The organism is Nocardia flavorosea NBRC 108225 (assembly GCF_001613385.1).
Lineage (GTDB): Bacteria > Actinomycetota > Actinomycetes > Mycobacteriales > Mycobacteriaceae > Nocardia > Nocardia flavorosea.
In genome coordinates this window covers 236,813-257,971 of record NZ_BDCG01000022.1, presented here as the reverse complement: position 1 = coordinate 257,971, position 21,159 = coordinate 236,813, and the positions used below count along the sequence as shown (strand labels likewise).

Below are 21,159 nucleotides of genomic sequence, written 5' to 3'. Positions count from 1 at the left end.
CGGTCGTCTCGGCAGCCGATCCGATATTCGCATCAAGGCGGGAGTCCGGATCGACCGCACCCGTCACGGGGTCGAACGACTTCTCCTCTCTGCGCGCATGAGTTTCGCCACCGCCTGGCTGTCCCAGTCGCCGACAACGGAGGAGATGATCTGCCTCGACCGGGCCGGATCGTACGAGGTTCGCAACTCGGGCGGAGTCTTCAGCCAGTGCAGCTGCCCGGCCATGGTGAGTCCGGTGACCAGATGACCGGCATCAAAAATGTGCAGGAAAATACGGACGTCACCGTCCCGACCCACATTTTTCCGTAGCCATTCGGCATGCGTGGGCGGCGAGAATTTATCAGCGGAGGCGGCAACGATCATAATATTCGCCTTCTTGATCGACCGTACATCGAAACCCCACCCGAAAGGGTGCGAAACAGCGCGGGCATCGTCGATATACCCCCAGGGTCCGTTCTTGAACGATCGCCGGAAGTCCAGGCTCGTCGCGGCCCGGCGTTCCGGGTCGTCGTGCATTTTCTTATGGTCCTTACTGCGACCCGCACCGACGATGGCCTCGATATTATCTGGGTCCTCGACAAAAGCCTCATACTTCGGGCGGAATATTTCCACCAGCCTCTGATAGTCCGCCTGGTACATTTCGAGGTTCGTCGACGACATATTGCCGCCCCACTCCGGAAAAGATCCCATCGGGGCCTGCGGAACACCTGCCACCACTTTGGTCACCCGCTCCGGCATGATCGCGGTGGCCGCGAGTGCCGTGCCGGTCCCACCCGAGTAGGCGAGGACAGCAAACTTCTCGATCTCCAGAAAGTTCATGATGTCTTCGACGTCGTAGGCGTTATCGATCATCTGCCGTCCCGGGTTTCGATCCGAATCCCCAAACCCCGGCCGGTCGTAGGTGATCTGCAGGACGTCATCCTTACGAAGACTCGCCGCCCGATTCCCCGGGGTGCCGTGCAAATACAGGAGGGGCATGCCGTCGGCCGGGCCCTCGAGCCGAACAGCGAGTCGACGGCCGTCGCGGGTCGTTACGAAGAAATCCCGGTACTTCGCATCACCGGGATCCTCCTGGAGCAACGGTGGCGGTATCTCGGCGGCGGGCAGCCCGGCCACTTTCGCGTAGGCGCGCCGGCCCATCTCCCCGGCATCAGGTGCCAAGCGGTCCCCGTCAGCCTTCGTCCCGTCGGATCGGTGACCATCACCCGATCCAGCGCCACCTCGAATGTTCGGATCCCGGACAGGTATCCCGAATCGGCCCGGGCCCTGCTCCCGCACCGTACTCACCACATCGTCCCGAGTACGGACTCCCAGCTCACGGGCAATGACCTCGAGGTCGCGCTCCATCCGCTCCGGCCCCAAAGCCTCCGCAATGAGGTCGAACGGCAGCCCCGCACCGATCATCCGGACCAGCTTGCGCTGGCTCTCGGCAGGTGCCGTCCCCGGCACACGCTGTGCGGAATTGAATGCGTTCAGCCCGTCCTCCCCCGCCCCCGACGCGAACTCCACCGCCCCGTGAGGACTGTGCCGCTCAGTCGAGTTCGGAGTGAACAGGCTCGGCGGCGAATCAGGGTCGAGCCGACGCCGGGGAACTAAAGCGGGCGGTATTCCGCCGAACTCTGCCCGGCCGTCCGGCCCTAGAACTCGAACGTCCCTGTTCGGGGCCACGAGCCCGTTTCCCGGCTCCGGAACTCCGCCCAGGCTGCCGCTTCGCTGCATACCTCGTGAATCATCCCCATGTCCGTTGCCATCCGGAAAGAGCTCTTCTGGATTGTCAACAAGTGGTCGACGGCCGGCTCCGGCGGTTCCGTCAACGATCGTCCGCGGACCCGATACCGGATCTCCGTCTCGGTCTCCTGCGTCGCCTCGATCGACACCTGCCATATCGGCGGGAAGATCTGAACGCCCGGCACCGGCCGGCCCCTGCGGATCTCCTCGTCGTACTCCTGTCCGATCACCTCCGACGGCATGGTCCGGTGTTCGGTGATCACCCCTGTCTCCTTGTTCACCACGTAGTTCGGCAGGCCCCTCCTCATCTCGCTGTCGGCCACTTCGCTGGTCGGTACCGGTCGGCACACCCAACCGAACTCCGTCTCCAGAATGTTGCATGTCAGGTCCAAGCGGAGTCGGTAGCGCAGATACCGCGCCACTTCGCTGCTCGTTCGAAAGGGCGGGGTCGCCGGCAAGATCTACTCCCTCATCGGGCGGTACGAGAATGAACGTAAGAGATTTGGAGCGCTCCACATAGTTCGGAGGTGGAGTATCACTGGTCTCCCCCGATTGCGGATCCCACCACACCGGCCCCGTCGCATCGACCGGATAGACGACGAGAGTCTGGTGGCCACCGCCGGCCACCCAACGGATTCGCACCAGGGCGGCGGATCCTTGCCCCATCTCTTCGACGTGACGGTGGACTTCCCAGTATGCGTCGTCGGAGGAGCGCGCTATGGGCTCCTGCCACGCCGCGCCGAGCGAAACCTCAGGTCGGAGGCTCATATCCCCGCGAAAGTTTGCCTCGTAATCGCGCCAGGTAGGTACGGCTACGAGCGGGCTTCCGAGGAAGGAGGACAAGCCACTGAGCGTACAGTCGATGCAATTCTGCGTACGCCCGCGCGATCCGTGGGGCCCGTTGATCATTTGGCCGTAGGGATGGGATCGGGGATCGGCACCGACCGCGAACCGGAAACCCTCACGAAGCGCATCCTCCAGGTCGCTCTGATACTTCGGCTCCTCTAGCTCACGAAGCTCTCCTGGCCCATAGACACGAGAGGACTCCAGATCGGGGAATCGTTGGTGCGTATTGGCGTCACAAATCGACCTGCGGATTGCGCCCAGATCGTCCGCAGAGAGCGCCATCTCACCCCCGTGCCCCCACGGCACCAGGCCCAGATGCCGCCGCAGTTCACGTGCGATCCGATCGGGAGAGAGATCGACGGACCAAGGATTACCGACTGCTCGGCTCTCGCGGACCAGATCGACATGCAAGTTCGCATCGGCAGGGTCGGACACGATTTCCACGTCGACCAACAGATGGTGACCATCGAAAATCTCGATACCCGTATTGAAATAACGATCGACCACCATATCGAGCTCGGCAACAAAACCTTGGCGGTCATCCGAGGTGACATCGAGTGCGGATCCCAGATGGAGCCGGACCGTCAATGTGTACAGATATACACCGGATCCCAGGCGGTGGCGGGCGCTGTAATACGCCGGCCGACCTTCCGGATACAAGCTGGTGCCACCGGGAGTAACCTTGTTGCCCAACGGATAGTAGTAGCGGTGCTCGATCCGTAGGCGTCGTAGCCGAGCCAGCTCGGCATCCGACCGTTCCTCAGCGTAACCGTACTCGTAGACAGGCGAGGTGCTGGGCCGCTCCCGAATGGATTCCTCGCCGCGCGCCGCACCATCCGTCCAGTCCGCACCGCTGCCGGGCTCGTGCCGGAATGCTGTGAACCCCTCCACCAGGTTGCTCTTGAAATCCAGGCCGCTGGCGCCGCGACGCCCCCCACTACCGCGCCGGTCGTCCCAACTGGAATCCTCGATCAAGCCCTCCGCTGCAGCCTGGCTCGGAGGTCGGCCGGCCGCACCTGGCGGCTGGTGACGATGTTGTGTTGCCGGCTTCTTCCACCGTGCTACGCCATCGGTCACCGACGAATTTTCGACCCACGTGTTCATGCCCCAATCGGCCTCCTCGAGGCGTGCGCTCCCGGAGAAGACCTGCAACAAACTGGGCATATTCGACTTCAACACGTTGTGCACATTCATGCGCCGTATCTGTTCTTCGGTAAACCAGCCGCCCGCGACTGCTTCTCGGCCATCAACTCGAAGCTCGAACGCGCCAGGCGCATCGACGACCACCGTCTCATAGGTCCAGTCGTAAATCGGGTGCTCATAAATATGACTACCGACGATCTGAAGTCTGTCGAGCTCCTTTTGCGTTACACCGGCTTCTTCGAAGAGCTCTCTGGCGGCCGCATTCGCTGCTGTTTCCTTCGATCCTTTGGCTCCACCCGGGATCTGCCAATTCGCCTGAGAATATCCTTCGCTCATCTTCAACATCAAGTAACGAGGGACGCCCTGCTCATCTACGTGTCTCACCAGGGCTCCACCTGCACCGAAAAGCCCCCAAGGGCTACCTGGTCCTGCTACCGGTCCATCACCGGAGAATCCCGGGTCTTCCAGGATTCGAAGGGGAGCAGTCGATGATTGCGCCGAGAGTACAGTTTCGTGATTCACTTGGTTCCGGATTCGCCCGGCCGCCGGCGCCAATAGCTCTATGGCAGATTCGAATGATTCATGATTCCGTGGCAAACCATGTTCGTCCAACGCCTCCAATCTTTGGCCGTGTTGAGTCGACACCGGAACAATATAGTCCGCCCTGGAATCACTTTCTCGTTCTATCCTGTCCGAGATCGTGTCCATTGCCGTTCGAAGCTGACGTTTCATGCGGGCGTACATTTCCGGATTTCCCGGGAGGGAATCCGAGAGAATCATATCCGGAACTTCAATTACATGGCGATCCACCCAATTAATATCGTATCCAGCATCAAGGAAAACCCTCCGGACCGGGTCAGTAACCATCTCTTCCGAGGATGGCTCCGACCAGTCCGACCCAAACCATTCACCTTGCCTTAGTTGCCTACCGCTATAGCAGGGAATGATATACGCCCGATCCAGCGGGTAATGATATTGGTCAGAGTTCCCGAGAGGACGAAATACAGAGTCGGAAGACAGGTGGTCACCGTCCGGCGAGGTGGTCTTCACCTCCGAACGCAATGGCGTGTGCCGGATTATCTCCCCCAGTGGAAGCACAATCACAGCGCCCAGCGCACCCGGGATAAACCTTCCGGAGGCCGATTTCGTTTTGCTCGAATAATCGATATACCAGTTGTAGTTCTCGATCCCCATCCAACGGCCCGGCTTGATAAAGTGCACACCATCGGAATAAACGGCATTGGTGGTCGCCATTACGCCGGCGCTACGTCCAGAACGAAGCTCGCCGGTGAGCGCGATTTCGCGGATATTCGGCGTGAAATGACAGTACAACGTGGACGCCCGGTCCACATAGTCGTCCAATTGACCACCACGAAGGCGGCGCATCTCCTCTAATTTATCCGGAAAGTCGCTCGATACACCCAGTCGGCTGCCGAGATCGGCAGCAATGGATACGTAATTGGCAATTCTTTCGACGTCGGCCGAATCGAGAGAAACCCCGGCCATCGAAGCCTCCGAAAATTTCCCGACCAGCCATTTATTCAGATTCTTAAGGGCGTTAGAAATGTTCGCATTTGCAGGACGGGCGCGCTGGATTCTCTCGATGTCGCGAAAGAGATCGCTCGTACTAAGCTTCCCTTGCACCAACTCCGACAGCAGTGGAGTTATTTCATCGTCGGATATCTTCTCCCAGGGGTCGACAAATTTTCTCAGCTCTTCATAGCGTAGCCTTTCAAGGCTAGCCAAATAGTCGATGAGCCTTTCTCGATCCGTTTTGTTCGAGCCAGTGGGAATCCTATCCACGAACGTGTCGATCGGTCCGCTCCATAATGATTTCAGTTTATATGCTGCACGGTCCGCATCAGTTGATTCCATGAAAGACCGATTCTGAGTCAACTCGATCAACTGTTTCCGCGCGGATGCCTGTAGGGCTCGAACATAGCGGTTCCGGGCACCGGGAAGCAGTCCAACGATATTTCGCCCACCAGAGGAAAGAAGATTGGACAGCAATCGCATCTCCGAGACGCTGAGATGTTGCTTCTCGACCAAGAGGCTCAGCTGCGCGATTTTCTGGTCTTCTCGTCCACGTTCGGTGCCGAGAAAATCGCTGATCCGACGCTCCAGCACATCTTCGATTTGGGCCTGTATCTGAGATACGAATGGCGCCGTACTGTACACGCCCGATTCGTCGACTGCCTCCTCCAGTAAATTGCGCAAGTTTCGGATGCCGACGATACACCGGTCAACTCGCGCCCTGCGTTCCTGCACTACGTCAGCGAGCATCCGACGACCGTCCGCTGATAGTTCCAGCTGACCTTCCGGAACAATCAACGGCACCTCGGCCGTTCCCGATCCCGGCTCGACGGTGGCCGAGGCAGGGGGACCGGAGGACGTCGCACCATCCTGTCTCCGCTGCGAAGATCTCGGAGAGTTGAGGGCATTCGGTTCATCGCCGCCCACACCGGATGCAAACCCCACGGCACCGGGAGGGTTGTTGCGCTTCTGCCGCATCGACGGAAGCACAGCGATGCCCGTTTCAGTGTCCTCACCAAGGTCGTGCCGGAGCGGCCTTTCCGAAGTGTTCGCCGCGGGGTGCGGCGTGCCCTGATGACGAAGCTCGTCCGTCTCGACTCGACTAGCTACCGGATTTTCGTCACCGATGGCCGTGTCCAGGGAACGCATCCGCCGTTCGTACTCGAGGAAATCACGAAGAATCGAATACCTGGTTCGCGCGTTCGTTTGTTCCTCGGTCAGAGCGCTGCGCGGTTTTCCCCGCCCCTCTTTCACTTTCTGTTCCAGCGTCGCGAGTTCTTGCAGGAGTGGCGCCAGATCTGTCTGGGTTCCGGGGTCGATATTCAGCTTAGCGGCTGCGGCATCGCGTAGCGGGCGCAGGGCTTCCCGTTGTTCGCGGCGGTGGAGAAGTTCGTCCGGGTCGACGGCTGCCGCCGGTCGCGTATCCGGTACCGGCGGCGGAGAATCGTCCGGACGCGATATCTGCCGGGCATGTACTGGTACCGCCGCGGCTGCAACAGCGATCCCGTCGCGAACACCCCACGAACCACCGATCACTTCGATCGGCGCGCCGTCGAGATCGCGCGGGTCGTCCAGGAGCCGGGCCTCGAAGATCCGGGCTTCCAGGTCCACCGTTACCTGGATTCTGCGCTCCGGGATGGGTTCGGGGAACAGCATTTCGGTGGCCGAGTACACGGAGGCCTTGATCGAGTACAGGAGCGCAACCAAATGTATTCCGTTATGCTCCAGACGTTCGCCACCGATCTGCTCCATCCAGGCGATCTCACTGGGCACGAACAAGGCACCCAACTGCTGAGACGGCCCGTCGAAGGGGGTGTTCTTGCGGACACCGAGTCCGAGCGCGCGGATATCGTCCGCGGACGCCGCCAGTGCGGCGGTATAGCCGGTATTGCGTTCGCCGGGGCCTGGTACCGCGGTACCGATCACGCCTTCGGGCCAGAGCAGCGGGCCGTCCGTCGAATAGTTCGGCCGGACGGCCGCGTCGCCCCCGAGGGCGGCGAGCGCTCGGCGAGCGGCGACAGCGCCCGGATCGCTGTCGAACCGATCCCACAGCTCCGCCTTCGCGACACTTTCCGGAAGCCCTCTCACGAGCAGCGATTCGTGGAATGCCAGCCAGGTCGCGCGGCGACCCCCAGCCAGCACCTCCCCTGTGTCGTCGAGGGCCTGCGGCCGATCCGGTTCCGCCGGACGAGGGCTGGAGGCATGGTCGACGACCTCCACGATCAGCTTCCGGGCAGTATCTTCGCCGGATATCCTCGCGGCCACCCGAGCCCGGCTACCGCCGGCCTCCACCAGCTTCTCGACGATCCCGGCCGCCGCCTCGATCTGTTCGGAACTGCCCCAGTTCTCCGAGTGCAGCCAGGCGGTGAGCGCGCGGGCCGTATCAACGGCGCCGGCGGTTTGCCCGCCGGTATCGGTGACGATATCGAATCCCGGTCCGGCGGTGCGCCGGCCGGGATACACCTCCAGCGCGCCGGCGTCGGGCCCGGGGGTGAAGAGCCGGTCGATCCAGGACGGCGAACCGGGTGATGCCGCCATATCGAGTTCGTCGACTCGCACAAACCAGGATCTGCTGTCACCGATATCCGGGACGGTCGGCGACAGGCCGACCTGGGCCACCCGATGCTCCCAGTCGATCGACAGTACGTCGATCCCGAAGCCGGTTCGCAGCCTGCGCTCGGCGGAACGGATACCTGTCCACAACGACTCCGCGAATTCCCGCTGCCGACGTTGCCGGGGATCGAGATCGCCTGCGGGCCGGTGACCGAGGTCCTGGAGCACCAGCAACAGCTCCCGCTCGGCGGGCGAAGCCGGTGAGGTAGCCGGCGGATGCGCCGGGCGGCGCGTCGATGTCACGGCCAGTCCCAAATAGTACGACAGGTCGTTCACGAATATCCGGATGGAGTGCACCCGCTCACCGAGTCGGCGTAGCTCGTCCAGCAGATCGTCGGTCCGCGCCGGCACCGACGAATCCGGCGCTTTTGTGGGGAGAATCGCGTCGAGCTCTTCGGACAGCATTTTCCCGACCGGCCGAGCGTAATCCGACTGCGAGGATCTCGCTTCGTGCTCGGTCAGCCGGCCGAGCACCGGCAGCACCTCCGCCGTGCGTTCGTTCTGGGATATGAGATCCCAACCTCGCTGGTCCAGCTCGCGTAAACGCTTCTGGAGCTGAGCCACGGCCCGCAGTACCGTCGCGGGCACAATGTTCGAGGGGTTTATCTGCAGGTGCTCAGCCACCTTGGAACGGGCCGCAGCTTCTGGGTCCCCGTCGCTCGCCTCGTCGAGCGGCGGACGATGGTCCGAGTCCAGGCGGGGCACCTCGGCCGGACGCGGCCATTTCAGTTCCGGTCCCGCGACCGGGATATCGCGCTGCGCCGCGCCGTCGCCGGGTGCCGAGGTGTTGAGAGCATGCGGCTCATCGTCACTTACGCCGGAGGCATACCAGTTGGGATCGGGAGTTCTGTACTGCGACGGCCTCTGGATGCCCCCTTCGTCACCGTCGTGCCGCCGCCGCGACCCGTCCCATGCAACGCGATGAGGCTGCGGTCCCGGCGAGCGCGCGCCGGCCTCCTCACCGGCTGGCCGCAATACTTCGCCCACGGCACCGGCGCTCCCGTCCGGCGCACCGCTTCGCTGCTTTTGCAGGACGAGTCGATAGTTCCGGCCCAATCGTATGACCGCGTGCTCTCCCACAATTAGGTTCTCCCCACGGGGAATAGGTTTCTCGTCGACGAAGGTGCCATTGGTGGAGCCTTCGTCGCGGATCCACACGCGACCACTCTCATCCAGCCCGATAGTCGCATGTCGGCGAGAGATATCGGGGTACTGCGTCAGCCGGTCCGCCAGCGGGCTGTTCTCTCGTCCGATCACTAGGTCGCGGCCCGGTTGTATCGGCACGTCAGAGCCTGGACCGTAGGAAGAATGGAGCACCATAACGGAAGTCTCGGCAGCCGCAGCCTGCAAACGTCCGGCCGATTCGTCACGTCCCACCTCGGCGGGAAGCAGCCTGTCCGGCTTGAAATCCAACGATATTTCGCTATTCGCGCCGAGCCGGATGGTGTCGGTCTTCGCTATCACACGCCTCTCGCCGCGTGCCAATTTCGTCCCGTTGACGAAAGTGCCGTGACGGGAACCGTTGTCCTCGATCCACAATTCACCGTTACGGAACACACCCACCCGGGCATGATTGCGGGACACGTCCCCTAACAGCTCGAACAGTTTCGCACCGACCGCACTGCGGCCGATCAGCACATCCCCTCCGGTCGACACCTCGGCCTTCCCGGCCGGCACCGCGGCCTTCTCGGTCGACTCGTTGGGCTTCTTGGGCCGCAGCGATATGACCAGCTTGCCGGGGATACGTTCGGCATGAGGTGCGTCGATGCCGGTACTCCCGATGAGATACGCGGGCATGCCGGGGTGCTGGAACTTCGGATCGTGCAGAGCTCCGATGACCGGTCGCAGCACGCCGTCGGCACCGGTCCGGTGCGCGATGACCCATGCCGCCAGGTCCGTCCGATGGAGCCGGAGTTCCTGCCAGAGATCTGCCACCAGCGGACCGCCGACCAGCGGATCGACAACGACGACCTCATCGCCGACCGCAGCCATTTCGACCCGGTACGCGGCGCTGCCGCTGCCGAGCACCACGGTGTATACATCGGCACGCACCCCCGATTGGACAAGCCCCTCGTCGTTACGCACATAACCCTTCGACAGGTCATCGAGGATCTGGTCCACCGCGTCCCGGTATTCCGACGATTTCACGACGACCGGCACCAGCCGCCCGCCGATATCAGCCTCGAATGCTCGCCAGTCCAGCGGGCCGTCCGGTGCTCGGAATACGTCCTCGGCGCCGAGGGCCACGAGTACTCTGTTGCCCTTCGGCAGGGTTCGGGTCTCGGGTACGAGACCCCCGAATCGATCCGACAGCTCCGGGAGATACCTGGACATGTCACGGTCGAGGCCGATCCGCGCCATCATGCGCGACAGCGGATCCGGTTTGCCTTCGCGCACGCGAGCCGGGCGATAGGCTCCGTCGACCGCGGCGAGTCGCCTGCCAGCGTGCCGCTCCGAGGCGGTCCGCAGCTGATTCTTGTGCGTATAGGTGGTGTACATCGACACTGTCGGTGGCGGGGCCGCCGACGGCAGCACACCATCCGGATCGATCATGTACAGGGTGTGCAACCCCGCATCATCCGCGATCGCGTGCCCTACCGAGGCGGCGGCGCCGAAGGTGATCACCGCATACGGAACGACCGGACCGCTCTCCGCGGCAGCGCGACCGTTTCCGGAATCGGGGCGCTGGACAGCGAGATCGACCGTGATGTCGCGACGCAGCAACGCCCCACGCAATGCGGCGCCACCGGAATCGTCGAAGCCGGCTCCTCGTGCCCATGCCGCGACAGCGACACGGGCACCCGGCTGCATGCGTTGTATCTCCGTGTGAATCCGCTCAGCGGTGACACGTGCCTCGTAGTAGTCGACGGTGAAGTTCGGCGCCTGGGTCGGCGGTACCACATAGACCCGTCTGTCCGCGGTAGCCATATCGCCGTATACGAAGACAACCTCGCCGGTAACCGGGTCCAGATTCCGGAGATAAGGTGGCAGTCCACCGGAATCCCTGGTGAGGCTGTCGATCAAATCAGGCGTCCACGAGTATTCCCGGCTCTCCGCAACAGTGAAAGCGTCGCCGCTGCGGCTTTTTTCCTCGAGAATCCGCAGGCGAGCGTTCAGGGCGCGCAGCGCCGCCTGGGTACTGACCTCATCGGGAAGACCGGGCATCGTGGCCAGCAGTTCGGGACGGACGCGCAGCAGCGCACGCTGCAACCCGGTTAGTTCGAGACCGGAATCCTCAAGGCCGTCCTGCGCCGACCGTCCCCGTAGGTTATCCGGGATCGCATCGTCGGACAGGCCGCGCCACCATGCCAGGTTGTCCAGTGCCTGCTTCCGTCCCAAGGCGGCGAAGTATCGTGCGCCGAGGCTGTCGGAGACCGATGCGTCGACCGGCGGGAGCAGTCGCGTGGCCGCTTCCGCACCACCGGGATCGCCGTCGGCGCCGGACCCGCGTGCCAGCGCATACGCGGCGAGTCGCCGATCTTGCTCGTCCGGTGGATCGCTCACGCGGGCATCCGGTGGGCCGCGCCCCGTCTCCGGCGAATACCCGGCGATACCGGTGTTCGGGTAGTCCCGCCCGGCAATGGCCGCCGACTCCCCCGTTTCCGGCAGCGATATCTCCGGCCGCCCGTCCTTCCCGAAGGCGATTCCGTACCAGCCCACGACCTGCGGACCGATTCGCGCAGACCACACCGCGAATTCGACTCGGTTCTCGTCCCGCTCGGGGGAAGTGGCCTCGTCGATCACGTAGACCCGATCGCCCTCGCGATACAGCTGAACCGCATGCGCCCCGGCCACTCCGTGCCGCCGGAAACCCGCGAACTCCACGGCCGCGAGCATCGCCCCACCCTCGGGGACCGCGGCAGCCAGATCGGCCGGGTTCCGAAACTCTCGCTGACTCCAGTCGCCGCCCATAGCGCGCGCTGTTGCCGGGCCGGAGAACCCCGACGACGGCACCACGGCTCTGCTCAATTCCTCCGCTCGCCGGCGGAGTTCCTCGATCGTCGCGGGATCCCCGGACCCGTGCCGTTCCAGCCGAAACGCCAGCCGGTTCAGCAGACCGCTCCCGTTGCGCACGACGCAATCATTGGCCACGCCCTCGATCCGATGCGTGGGCATCCAGTGCGCAACACCGGATTGCGTTGCGGCAACCTCGATCAGATCCCGGTACCGGCCGAGAGCTGGATCCTCCCGGGCCCGGGATACGAGATCTCCGCCCATCCGGGTATCCCCGCCGGGCCCCGGGTCCGGTGACCCCGCGGCTTCGTGCCCGATCAGCACCACTTCCGGAAGCGCACCTCCCCGGGCCACCCGGGCATCCAGGATCTCCGCGACGGCACCGGCGAATTCCGCACTATCGACCGCAGGCAGTACCACGGTGGCGGCACGTCGGCCCGCCCTGGCGAGGTCGTCGATCGCCGCGGCGGTAACGCGATCACGGTCCGCGGGGGCGGCCGCGGTACCGAGATCCTCGCCGAGTGTGTGGAAGCGGACTTCGTCGGCAGCATCCAGATCACCGAAGATCATCGCGGAAGCGGCCGGGTCGAGCAGCTGCACTGCGGGATGCCCGGGGATCTGCGCCGCCCAGCGCTCGGCGGCGGCAAGCCGGTCGGCGTGTGCGTCGGCGGCCACCCGCGCCGCCGAGTCCGGGCCCTCCCGGTGGAGTCCGTTCCGCACACGCCGGAGCACAAGCCGGGAGGCTTCGTCGCGCGCCGGGGGCGGGAGTGCCGGGGTACGGGCGATCTCCTCCGGAATTATCTGGATAAGGGCTTGCTGCGTCCTGGAGTCGGTCAGCCGCCACAGCCGGGCCGTGTCGGCGAGAGTTCCGCCGTAACCCTGGATGGTCTGCCACCGCCGCACCGCGCGGACCCTCTGTGCCTCGGTTGTCCCGCGATCGTCCGGGAAAGTGGGCCGTGGTCGCGCGTCGGCGGAATCTACCCCGTCGCCGTGGGCCCGGATCCGTTCCTCGATCCGGCGCAGCCGGAACTCGGCCTCGTGATACTTCTTCGTGTACCGGCCCAGCAGTTCGATCCCGTGCGTCGGTTCGCCGGCGTCGGAAGGCCCCTCGGTGTGCCGGTCCAGTGCGGCGAGCGCATTGTCGTGGTCGGGGCCCACGAGCTGGGCGACAGTCACGGGCAGGGGCCCCATCTCTGCGGCCAGGTCGTCCAGGGCCTTCCGGGCGCTGTCCTGTGCGGCCAGCGCGTTGCGGTAGCCGCCGCGCAGGCCGGGCGGAACGTCGGTGCCGGGTATCCGCGGTTCGCCGATTCGCCTGCCGGCCCGGAGATCGGCCGGCAGGCCGGTATCACCCTCGTCCACCACCCCGGCAGTGTCCGGGATCGGTTCGGCCGGTGGCGCACCCGAGATCAGCACGATGCTGGCGTTGTCCTCACCACCGCTCAGCAGCGCACGGTGCCGTAGCCGCCACGCCATGTTCCGCAGGTCGGAATTCTGGCCCCCGTCCAGCACCACGGCGCGGTCCTCGACGTCCGGATCGGCGCTCCAGATGCCATCGGTGCTGACCGAGACGATATCGCCGGGCGCCAGCTCCCGCGACGCCACGAACCGGGCATTCACCGCATCGTCGGCGGCCGGTGGCCCGGCACCTACACCCAGGCTGTGCAGGATTCCGCCCTCGCTCTCGCGGAGAGCTTCGCGCTGCGTCATCCCCAGATCTGTCAGATAGGCCAGATCGGAGTGGTCCCGCGAGATCGCTGCCGAATCCCCCGTGGCGCGCAACAGATCTATTCGGGAGTCACCGACCCAGCCCGCGATCAGTTGATTCGGCGCACCATCGGTGCGGTGCTGGGTCAGTGCCGCCGCTACCGTGGTGTGGTCGGATGTCACGGTGGCCACTCGATCCTGCGCGGCAAGAATCGCGGCGCGCATCGCCTCCTCGGCCTCGACCCGGGTGAACACTCCCTGCTTCCGAAAGGCGAAGTGGGCCAGCTGCGCCCGGACCACCCGGGCCGCCTCTTCGGCAGCCCGGTGGGCACCCTCGTCCCGCCCGACACCGTCGGCCACCACAGCGATCCGGCTCTCCCCACCCGGGTAGGAGACGACCGCCGCTTCCATCCAGTCGTGGTTGTGCTCATTGACCGCGTTCGCACCGAGATCGCTGACGCCGTATACCTCGCCGAGATCCATGGTGCGATAGTCCACCGGGCCGCCGGAATCGGCTGTCGTCCGGTCGCCCGAAACCGGCCCCCAGCCCTCGTCCAGCTGAGCGAGAGTATGCAGAACGGGATCCGCAGCGAGTCGCCGCACGACCTCGTGGATCTGCCGGGTCGCTTCGTCAACGCCGCGCCGGCCCTCGGTCGTGGAATCCGGGCCCTCCTGCGCCACGGCATTCTTCGCGTCCCGCCACCCAGCCACCGCGACGCCGAGATCCAGTAGCTGCTGATGCTGCCGGGAGGTGAGCCCGCCCGGCCGGCCGGCGCCGAGTTCCTCGGCGAACGGCTCGATCCGCCGCTCGATCTCATACATCCGGGCCAGACTGGACCGCAGCGGCCCCCTCAGCCGGGCTTCCTCCGGTCCTGGGCGGCCCTCCTCCGGCCGGGGTTCGATTTCGTCGGCGTACGCGGCCTCGTCCTGCTCTTTCGCCTCGCGCAACCGGCCTGCTGCCGCTTTCACGTCCCGGCGGGCACGGTGGTAGGCGACCAGGTCGGCAAGGGCGGCCTGCGGATCGCGGGGTAGCGGCCCGGCCGGATCCGCGCCCAGCACCGCTGCGGCCGGCGGTGGCACGGCGCGGTCGTCCGCTACCCGGTTTCCTTCGGCGTCGTCCGGCCGGTGGAACCGTTCCGTGATGTCGGCGGCATACTTCCCGGCCCTTGCGTATTCCCGCGTAGCCGTCGTCAGACCGGCCGAGAGCGCCCCGCTCACCTCGCGGCTGCGTCGCGCCGTGGCGGTACGCATTTCCGGATCGTCGAGCGACCATGTCGGCGGATACTGGTGGCCGCTCGTGAAGTTCGCGTTCCTCGCGAGCCGCTGAGCGAACGCCTCCATCACCGTCTGCTCCGACCGCTTGCCGTCGATCATCGGACGCCAGTCGGCCAGCGCGTCGACCGCCGCGATCCCCTCGTCGACGGAACGGATACGCAGACCGGCTTCCTCCAGGGCCCGGCCCAGTATCCGGCTCGCCGGGTAGCGTTCCGACATCAGGTCTTCGACGGCCAGGGCCATCGCGGCCCGCAACCCCCCGGCCTCGGACAGAGTTTTCAGATCGGTGCCCGCCAGCGCCTGCACCAGCGGGTCCGGGTCGTTCTTACCGCGTTGTGCCTTGGTGACCTCGTCGAACGCGGTACCCAGGATCATGGCGTGGATACGCTCGGCCCGGGCCCGGTCGTAGCCGAGCGCATCAGCATGGGCGCGAGCCAGTTCCGCCGATTTCAGCTCGTCGTACCCGTCGGGATCATTGCTGTGCCGGCCGTTGCCGTACACGGCGTCGCTGTACATCTCGGCGACCACCGCGTCGAGGCATTCGAGCGGGGTCGCGCCGATATTGCGCAGGTGCCGCACCAGTGATTCCGCGTCGTGCAGCAGATCGAAACCGTTGTGATACGTCGCCGGAACACCGTATTCCGGTCGCTCGAGACTTCCGACGATCTGATTGGTCCGGCCGATCCGCGGATCCCCGTACAGGGTGTAGGCGATGTACAAACCGCCGGCAGCCAGGTGAACCGCGTCCGGCGCCGCGCTGTGCTCGCGTGCCTCGGCGGGCAGTACCCGCCATATCGCCTCGATCTCGTGCGCGAGCACCACCGGGGGCAGCGGCGGCCGGGAGGGATCGAGCAGGCGCTGCCGGATCTCCGCGGCGTCACTGCGGTCCTGGCTGCTGTCGCGGTCCTGCCACTGGGCATAGACATCCGGCAGGCCGGCGATATTCAGTCCACCGGGAGTGCGCCACGCCCGGCTCAGCGTATCCCGGTGCGCCGGCGAAGAATCCGTCGCGGCGACGATCGAATAGTCGCCGTTGCGCAGGAAGTTGCCGCTGTCCCCGGACTGCTCGGTCCACTGCGGGAGCGCGCGCAGCGCGGCGTAATCGGCGTCGAGCACCGAAAGCTCCACCGTGCGCCGCGCGGAAGGCACCTGCCCGAACACGGCGTCCATAGCAGCCCGCCCCAAGACAACCGCGCGGCCGGCGATCTCTCCGCCGAGCGCGGCGATAACACCCGCTTCCAGTTCGGTGGTCTCCGGTGCGGTAGCCGTTCGCATCTCCGGCCCGCTGTCCGCACCGGAATCCGTCGGATCAGCCGGGCCGGTCCCCTCCGGCGCTCTGCCGGGGCGCGCACCGGCAGAGGCGAGATCGGACACTTCGCCAGCACTACCCGACAGCGCGACTCCGGTGAGGCCGCCCCGCGCACCCGAGGCACGCGCAATGTCGATGATCTCGCCCACGGCGGCCGGCATATTCCCCGGATGACCGGCGAATGATCCGGCGAGCGCCGAGGCCGCGACAGAGGCGTCCCAACCGGCATTGCGCAACAACAGAATCTGGTGGTCGGCAAGCGTGCCGCGGCTGATCGCCGGATAGCTGGCCACCGCCCGGTCGGTGGACTGTGCGCGATCGGCCCCGGCGCTCTCGGAGAAGGTGAGCGACTGTGATGTTTCCGGGTCCGCGGGGTCCAGTAGGTCGAGCCGGGCCGCGCCGAGCCGGCCTGCCACATAGCTGCCGGGCTCGGTGCCGGATTCCAGCAGCGCCACCGCGAGGGTGAGCGAGGTCCCCGGACCGGCCGCAGCCTGTGCCGCAGCGAGCGCATCGGTCACCATCCGGGTGCGGTCCACGTCGCCGAGCGGTGCGCCGGGTTTGTGGGCCACCCGTGCCGATCGCACACTGCGATGCGCCGCCGTCACCGCTTCCGCCGGCGCGTCCTCTGCAAGCACCGCGAACCGGACCGGACGCCCGTCCAAGACCACCACATCCCCGGCCATGGCACCCAGGTCGATGTCGAGCCCCAGGCCGCGGTCGCTCACCCCGGCCACCGATCCCCGGTCCAACGTCTCGCGGCCCAGACGTACCCCGTTCGACTCCAGGGAATCGGCCCAGCCGAGCACATCGCTGATGACCTGGGAGATTTCGAGATCGGAGACCCGGGTCACCGTCGCATTGCGGGTATCGCGCAACGCGGTCGCGTACGCGGTGGCCAGGCCGGCCTGCCGGGCAGCCGTCTCCGACCACCGGCGCGAGCGCGAAGCACCGTCGCGGACCTGCTCGAGAACGACCTTGGTCTGCTGGAGCACGGCGGCGAGCTCGTGGTGATAGTGCGCATTCGCCGTCAGCGCACGCCAACCTCTTTCGGAGTCCGGCAGATCACGCAGCACCAATTCGAATTCCGGCGTCGTCAGCTTCTCCAGCACGGTATCGGACAGGCGCAGCTCCCTTCCCACGGTGACGAGCTCTCCCAGGGCAATTTGCAGGTTTGCTTCCAGCTGGGTGACGGCCGTCTCCAAGCGGGCAATGGCCACGGCCCGCGCCCGCTCAGCGGCGCGCTCCTGCTCGGACCGGACACTGTGGACCGGGTCGCGGGACTCTTCGTGCGCGGTATGCATCTGCCCGGTCAGCAGATCGTGCCGGGCGGCTGCGGCCCGGAGCTGGCTCAGTCGCTCCTCGGAAATCCCTGCCTCACCCAGCCTGGTGATCTCGGCCTCGGCACGGCCCGATACGAGCGGATCCACCCGGGCGCCCGGGATCCGTCCTGCAAAGGTAGCCAGGTCGCCCAGAGAGGACGACCAGTCCAGAACCGCCACGGCGTGCCGGCGCAGCAACTCCTGCTGCAGTGAACTGTCCGGACCGCGCGGGGATCCGAGTGTCCGCAACGCGGCGTCGAGTGCGTGATATCGCGGTACCAGCTCCCGCAGGCTTGTGCGGGCTTCCTGGATCCGCGCGGATTCTTCGGCCGATACGGCAGACCCCGGATCGGTGAGACCGGCGAGTACGCCCGGGAACCGGTCCGGATCGCGTAGCCCATCGAGCTGGTCGGGGGTGAGATCCGCGGCATCGGCCCGATCACCGAGTTCGCCCGCCACCCGGGTGTGTTCGGTGCGCAATGCCGCCATGGCGGACCGGGACCGTGCTTCGGTATCACCGGCTTGCAGGTCACGGAGGTGGCGTAGCGATTTCTCCGGGTCCTCGTCGTCGTTACCCGGGATCGAGACCGTGACCAGCGGATTGACCGGTGTTCCGTCGGCACGGAAAGCTGCGATCAGCAGTTCCCGTTTCTCGGCCAGGCCCGGCGGACGGTAATCGGGATCGAAGATCTCCGGTTTCTTCTTGGCGGGGTCGTATATCATGACCACGCCGTCGCGCTGGTAGATCGTGACGCCCCGGCCTTCCCGCCCGTACTCGTCCACCTCTGCGTAGCGGTACACACACACCACGGCGCCGCCTTCGCCGACCTCTTCGCTCTGTTCGATGATCCGGGCGCCGAGGGATGCCTTCCGGAATGCCGATTTGTCCTGGATCCGGCGGGCCGCGGCCAGGTCGAGCAGCCGTTCGCGCTCCGAGTCCGCGTGTTCGAACAGCGGGCGCGCCTGTTCTTGCGCCCGCTGCTGCGCCTCGGTTACCCGGTATCCCATCTTTTTCAGGCGATCGAGGCGGGCTTCCAGTCGCATCCGGTCCCTCTGGCCGAGCTCGATCCGCCGCTTCCCGGCATCGATCTTCCGCCCCAGCGCATCGACCCTGGCGGCGGTTTCCGCCCGCAGCCGGGCGTCGGTCTCCGCCAGGGCACGCAGCGCCTCCTGATCAACCGACTGTGGTACCGGTCTGCCGGTTTCCGGATCCGATACCGGGGGTGGGTTCTGCGCTCTGTCGCGCTGGTCCTGCAACTCGGTGAGCCGTGATTGCAGCTGCCGATTCAGCTCTGCCTGCTGCGACTCCCAGTCCTTGACCGACTTCTCGATCTTGCTGATGCGCCTGCTGACCGAATTACGCTCCGCCGAAACCTGTTTACGCACCCTGGCGGTGTATTTCAGTGTTTTCCGGGCGCGTTTACGCGCCGCGCCCTGGATGGCGTGACCGGCGTCGGCGAGCCGGCCGTGCTCCTCGTCGGCCCGCATCTTCAACCGCCACGATTCCTGGCGCGGGGTTGTGCCACGCAGAGTCTCGCTGCCCTGGAGCTCGGAACCCAGCGCTTGCCCGAGTTCGGTGGTACTCACACCTTTTCGCCCGGCACGCCCCATCGGCGTGATATCGGCGTCCGGGAACATTCCCGCGAGTTGCGATACCAGATGCGGGGCATTTTGCCCGGCTTCGTCGAAGTCGGGGGTCGCGATGTCCGAGTCCGCTCCCGGGCCAGGCGCCACCGGGTCGTCCGGTGCCGCATCTCCGGGAGGGGTATCCGCGCGGGGACCGGAGGTGGTCGGCGCGACACTCGGCCCAGACGAACCCGCCCGGGGTCCGGCAGCGGAGTCCGGGCCTGGGCCTCCGCCGGCCAGATCGGCACCGGCACCCGCGTTCCGATCCGTACCGGCAGCACCGGGAGCTGCGGGCGCCGGTGTATTCGTCCGCGCTTCGTGGGTCGTCCGGCCAGCGGTAATACCCTTATCGCTGCCGTCGGTCGCCGGAGCCGCCCCGGCCCTCGGATCGGTGGCTCCTGTCCGTTCGCCGGTACTGTCCGGCGAGCCGGTCGGCTCCGGACCACGAGCCGGCGACGACCGCACACCGGATCCGGCGGATCCGGTGATGGCGGAACCGTGCGGCCCCGCTCGCGGCGCGGCAGTCGACGGTCCGAGCGTGCCCGCAGCCGGGTTCGAGCGTGTCCCGCCGTCCGACGGTGCCGATGCTGTGGTGGAACCGGTGGCGCTCCCGGTGGCCGGGCTACCGCCCGCTGCTGTGGGTGCCGCACCGGAGGTCCCGGGCGGCGCGCCGCCGGTGACGGTATTGCCGATATCGGCCGCCCCGTCCGCGGCGAGCCCGGCCTGTCCGGCACCGAGCGGGGCGGACGCCGCGCCGCCCGGTGCGGTCGAGGCATCCGGCGGCAACCCGGCGCCGGGCCGTGCCGGGGCACCGTCGGCAGTGGTGTCCGGGTCGTCGTCCCTGGGGCTGCCGTCCCCTCTGTCGGGCGGCGCGGAATTCGGGCCGTCCGGCCGGGCCGTGTACTTCCCGCCGTCGCTACCGGTGGCGGACACGCGCGCTGCCGTGCCCCCGGGCTCGGTGCGGGCGCTCGCCTGCCCGGCCGGGCCACCGCCGGCTCCGGGCGCTGCCGGGGCAGCGCCGCCGGGGCGCGGTGCCGACGGTGTCCCGGATCCGCCGGGATCCGGCGGAGTCCCGGACAGAGTTCCGGTCCCGTCCCCACCGATCGGTGGTTCCTGGCGGCCGATCTGGAAGGGATTGCGCCGCGACCCCGGCGCACCGGAGTAGTCCGCGACACCCCGCCACCCGTTGAACACGCTGGGCGCGCTACTCGCCACGGCCGAGGTGAGTGCCAGCGGCGACCAGTCGTAGTGCCCGGTCATCATCCCGTACAGAATGGTGGCGACACCGGAACCCACCAGGTTCGCCCCGGTACCCGTAATCAGTCCGCGTGCTGCACCACCGAGTTTATCGGGACCCCACGGTAGTTTGTTCAATGCCTGATTCAGCCCATGCCCGGTAGCACCACCGGCGCCACCGGATACCGCGGCCACCGCGACATCACGGAGGAGTTCGTTCATCTTCCAGCTCTCCTGGTACCCCTGTGCCGTGAGTACGGTCTGGGTGGTACCGGCCTCGACCAGAGTCTGGAGAGCCTCGATGATCCCTTCCTGCACTACCTCATAGGCAGCCTTCGATATGACGTGCACCGCGGCCGCGGTGGCCCGCAGCCGCTGGAGCAGCCATTCGATCCCCCGCAGCAGCGTCCGGCCGATCATGTTGAATGCCAGCCGGGCGGACACGATGGCTTGCGCCTTGACCCCCAGGCCGGCCGGGCCGAGCGTCGTAGCCCACAACATTTCGGCCGCGAACCAGGACATGGCGAAGTGACCACTCAGCTTGGCCGCGACGGTTTGACCGGCGAAACCGTGGATCGATTCGGCCAGATCACCGAAACCTGCGCTGAGGCCCTCGGCGTACTCGCGGTGGACCTGCAGATCCTTACGGACCGCCTCGCCGCCCTGCCCCTCCGAATAATTGTTCTCGACCAGTTGAATCGCCCGATCGATTTTCGGCAGCGTCTCCTCGAGGAGAAATTGCTCTATCCCCTCGAAGCTCCTTTTCATCTCATTGGCGATGTCCTCGTTGCCGAGCGGCAGCTCCGTACCTGCCAACCATTGCAGGGTCCAGGCGAGTTCCGGCGGGTAAGTCGCAATAGCCACGGCAGGTCA

General features: G+C 66.0%; 1 protein-coding gene. It reads right to left on the bottom strand.

Going from position 1 to position 21,159, the window contains the following annotated elements; genetic code table 11:
• Positions 1–63: 63 nt before the first annotated feature.
• Positions 64–21,150, bottom strand: coding sequence for an alpha/beta fold hydrolase (locus NFL01S_RS29240; RefSeq protein WP_062979518.1), 21,087 nt, complete (start codon positions 21,148–21,150; stop codon positions 64–66).
• Positions 21,151–21,159 lie beyond the last annotated feature (9 nt).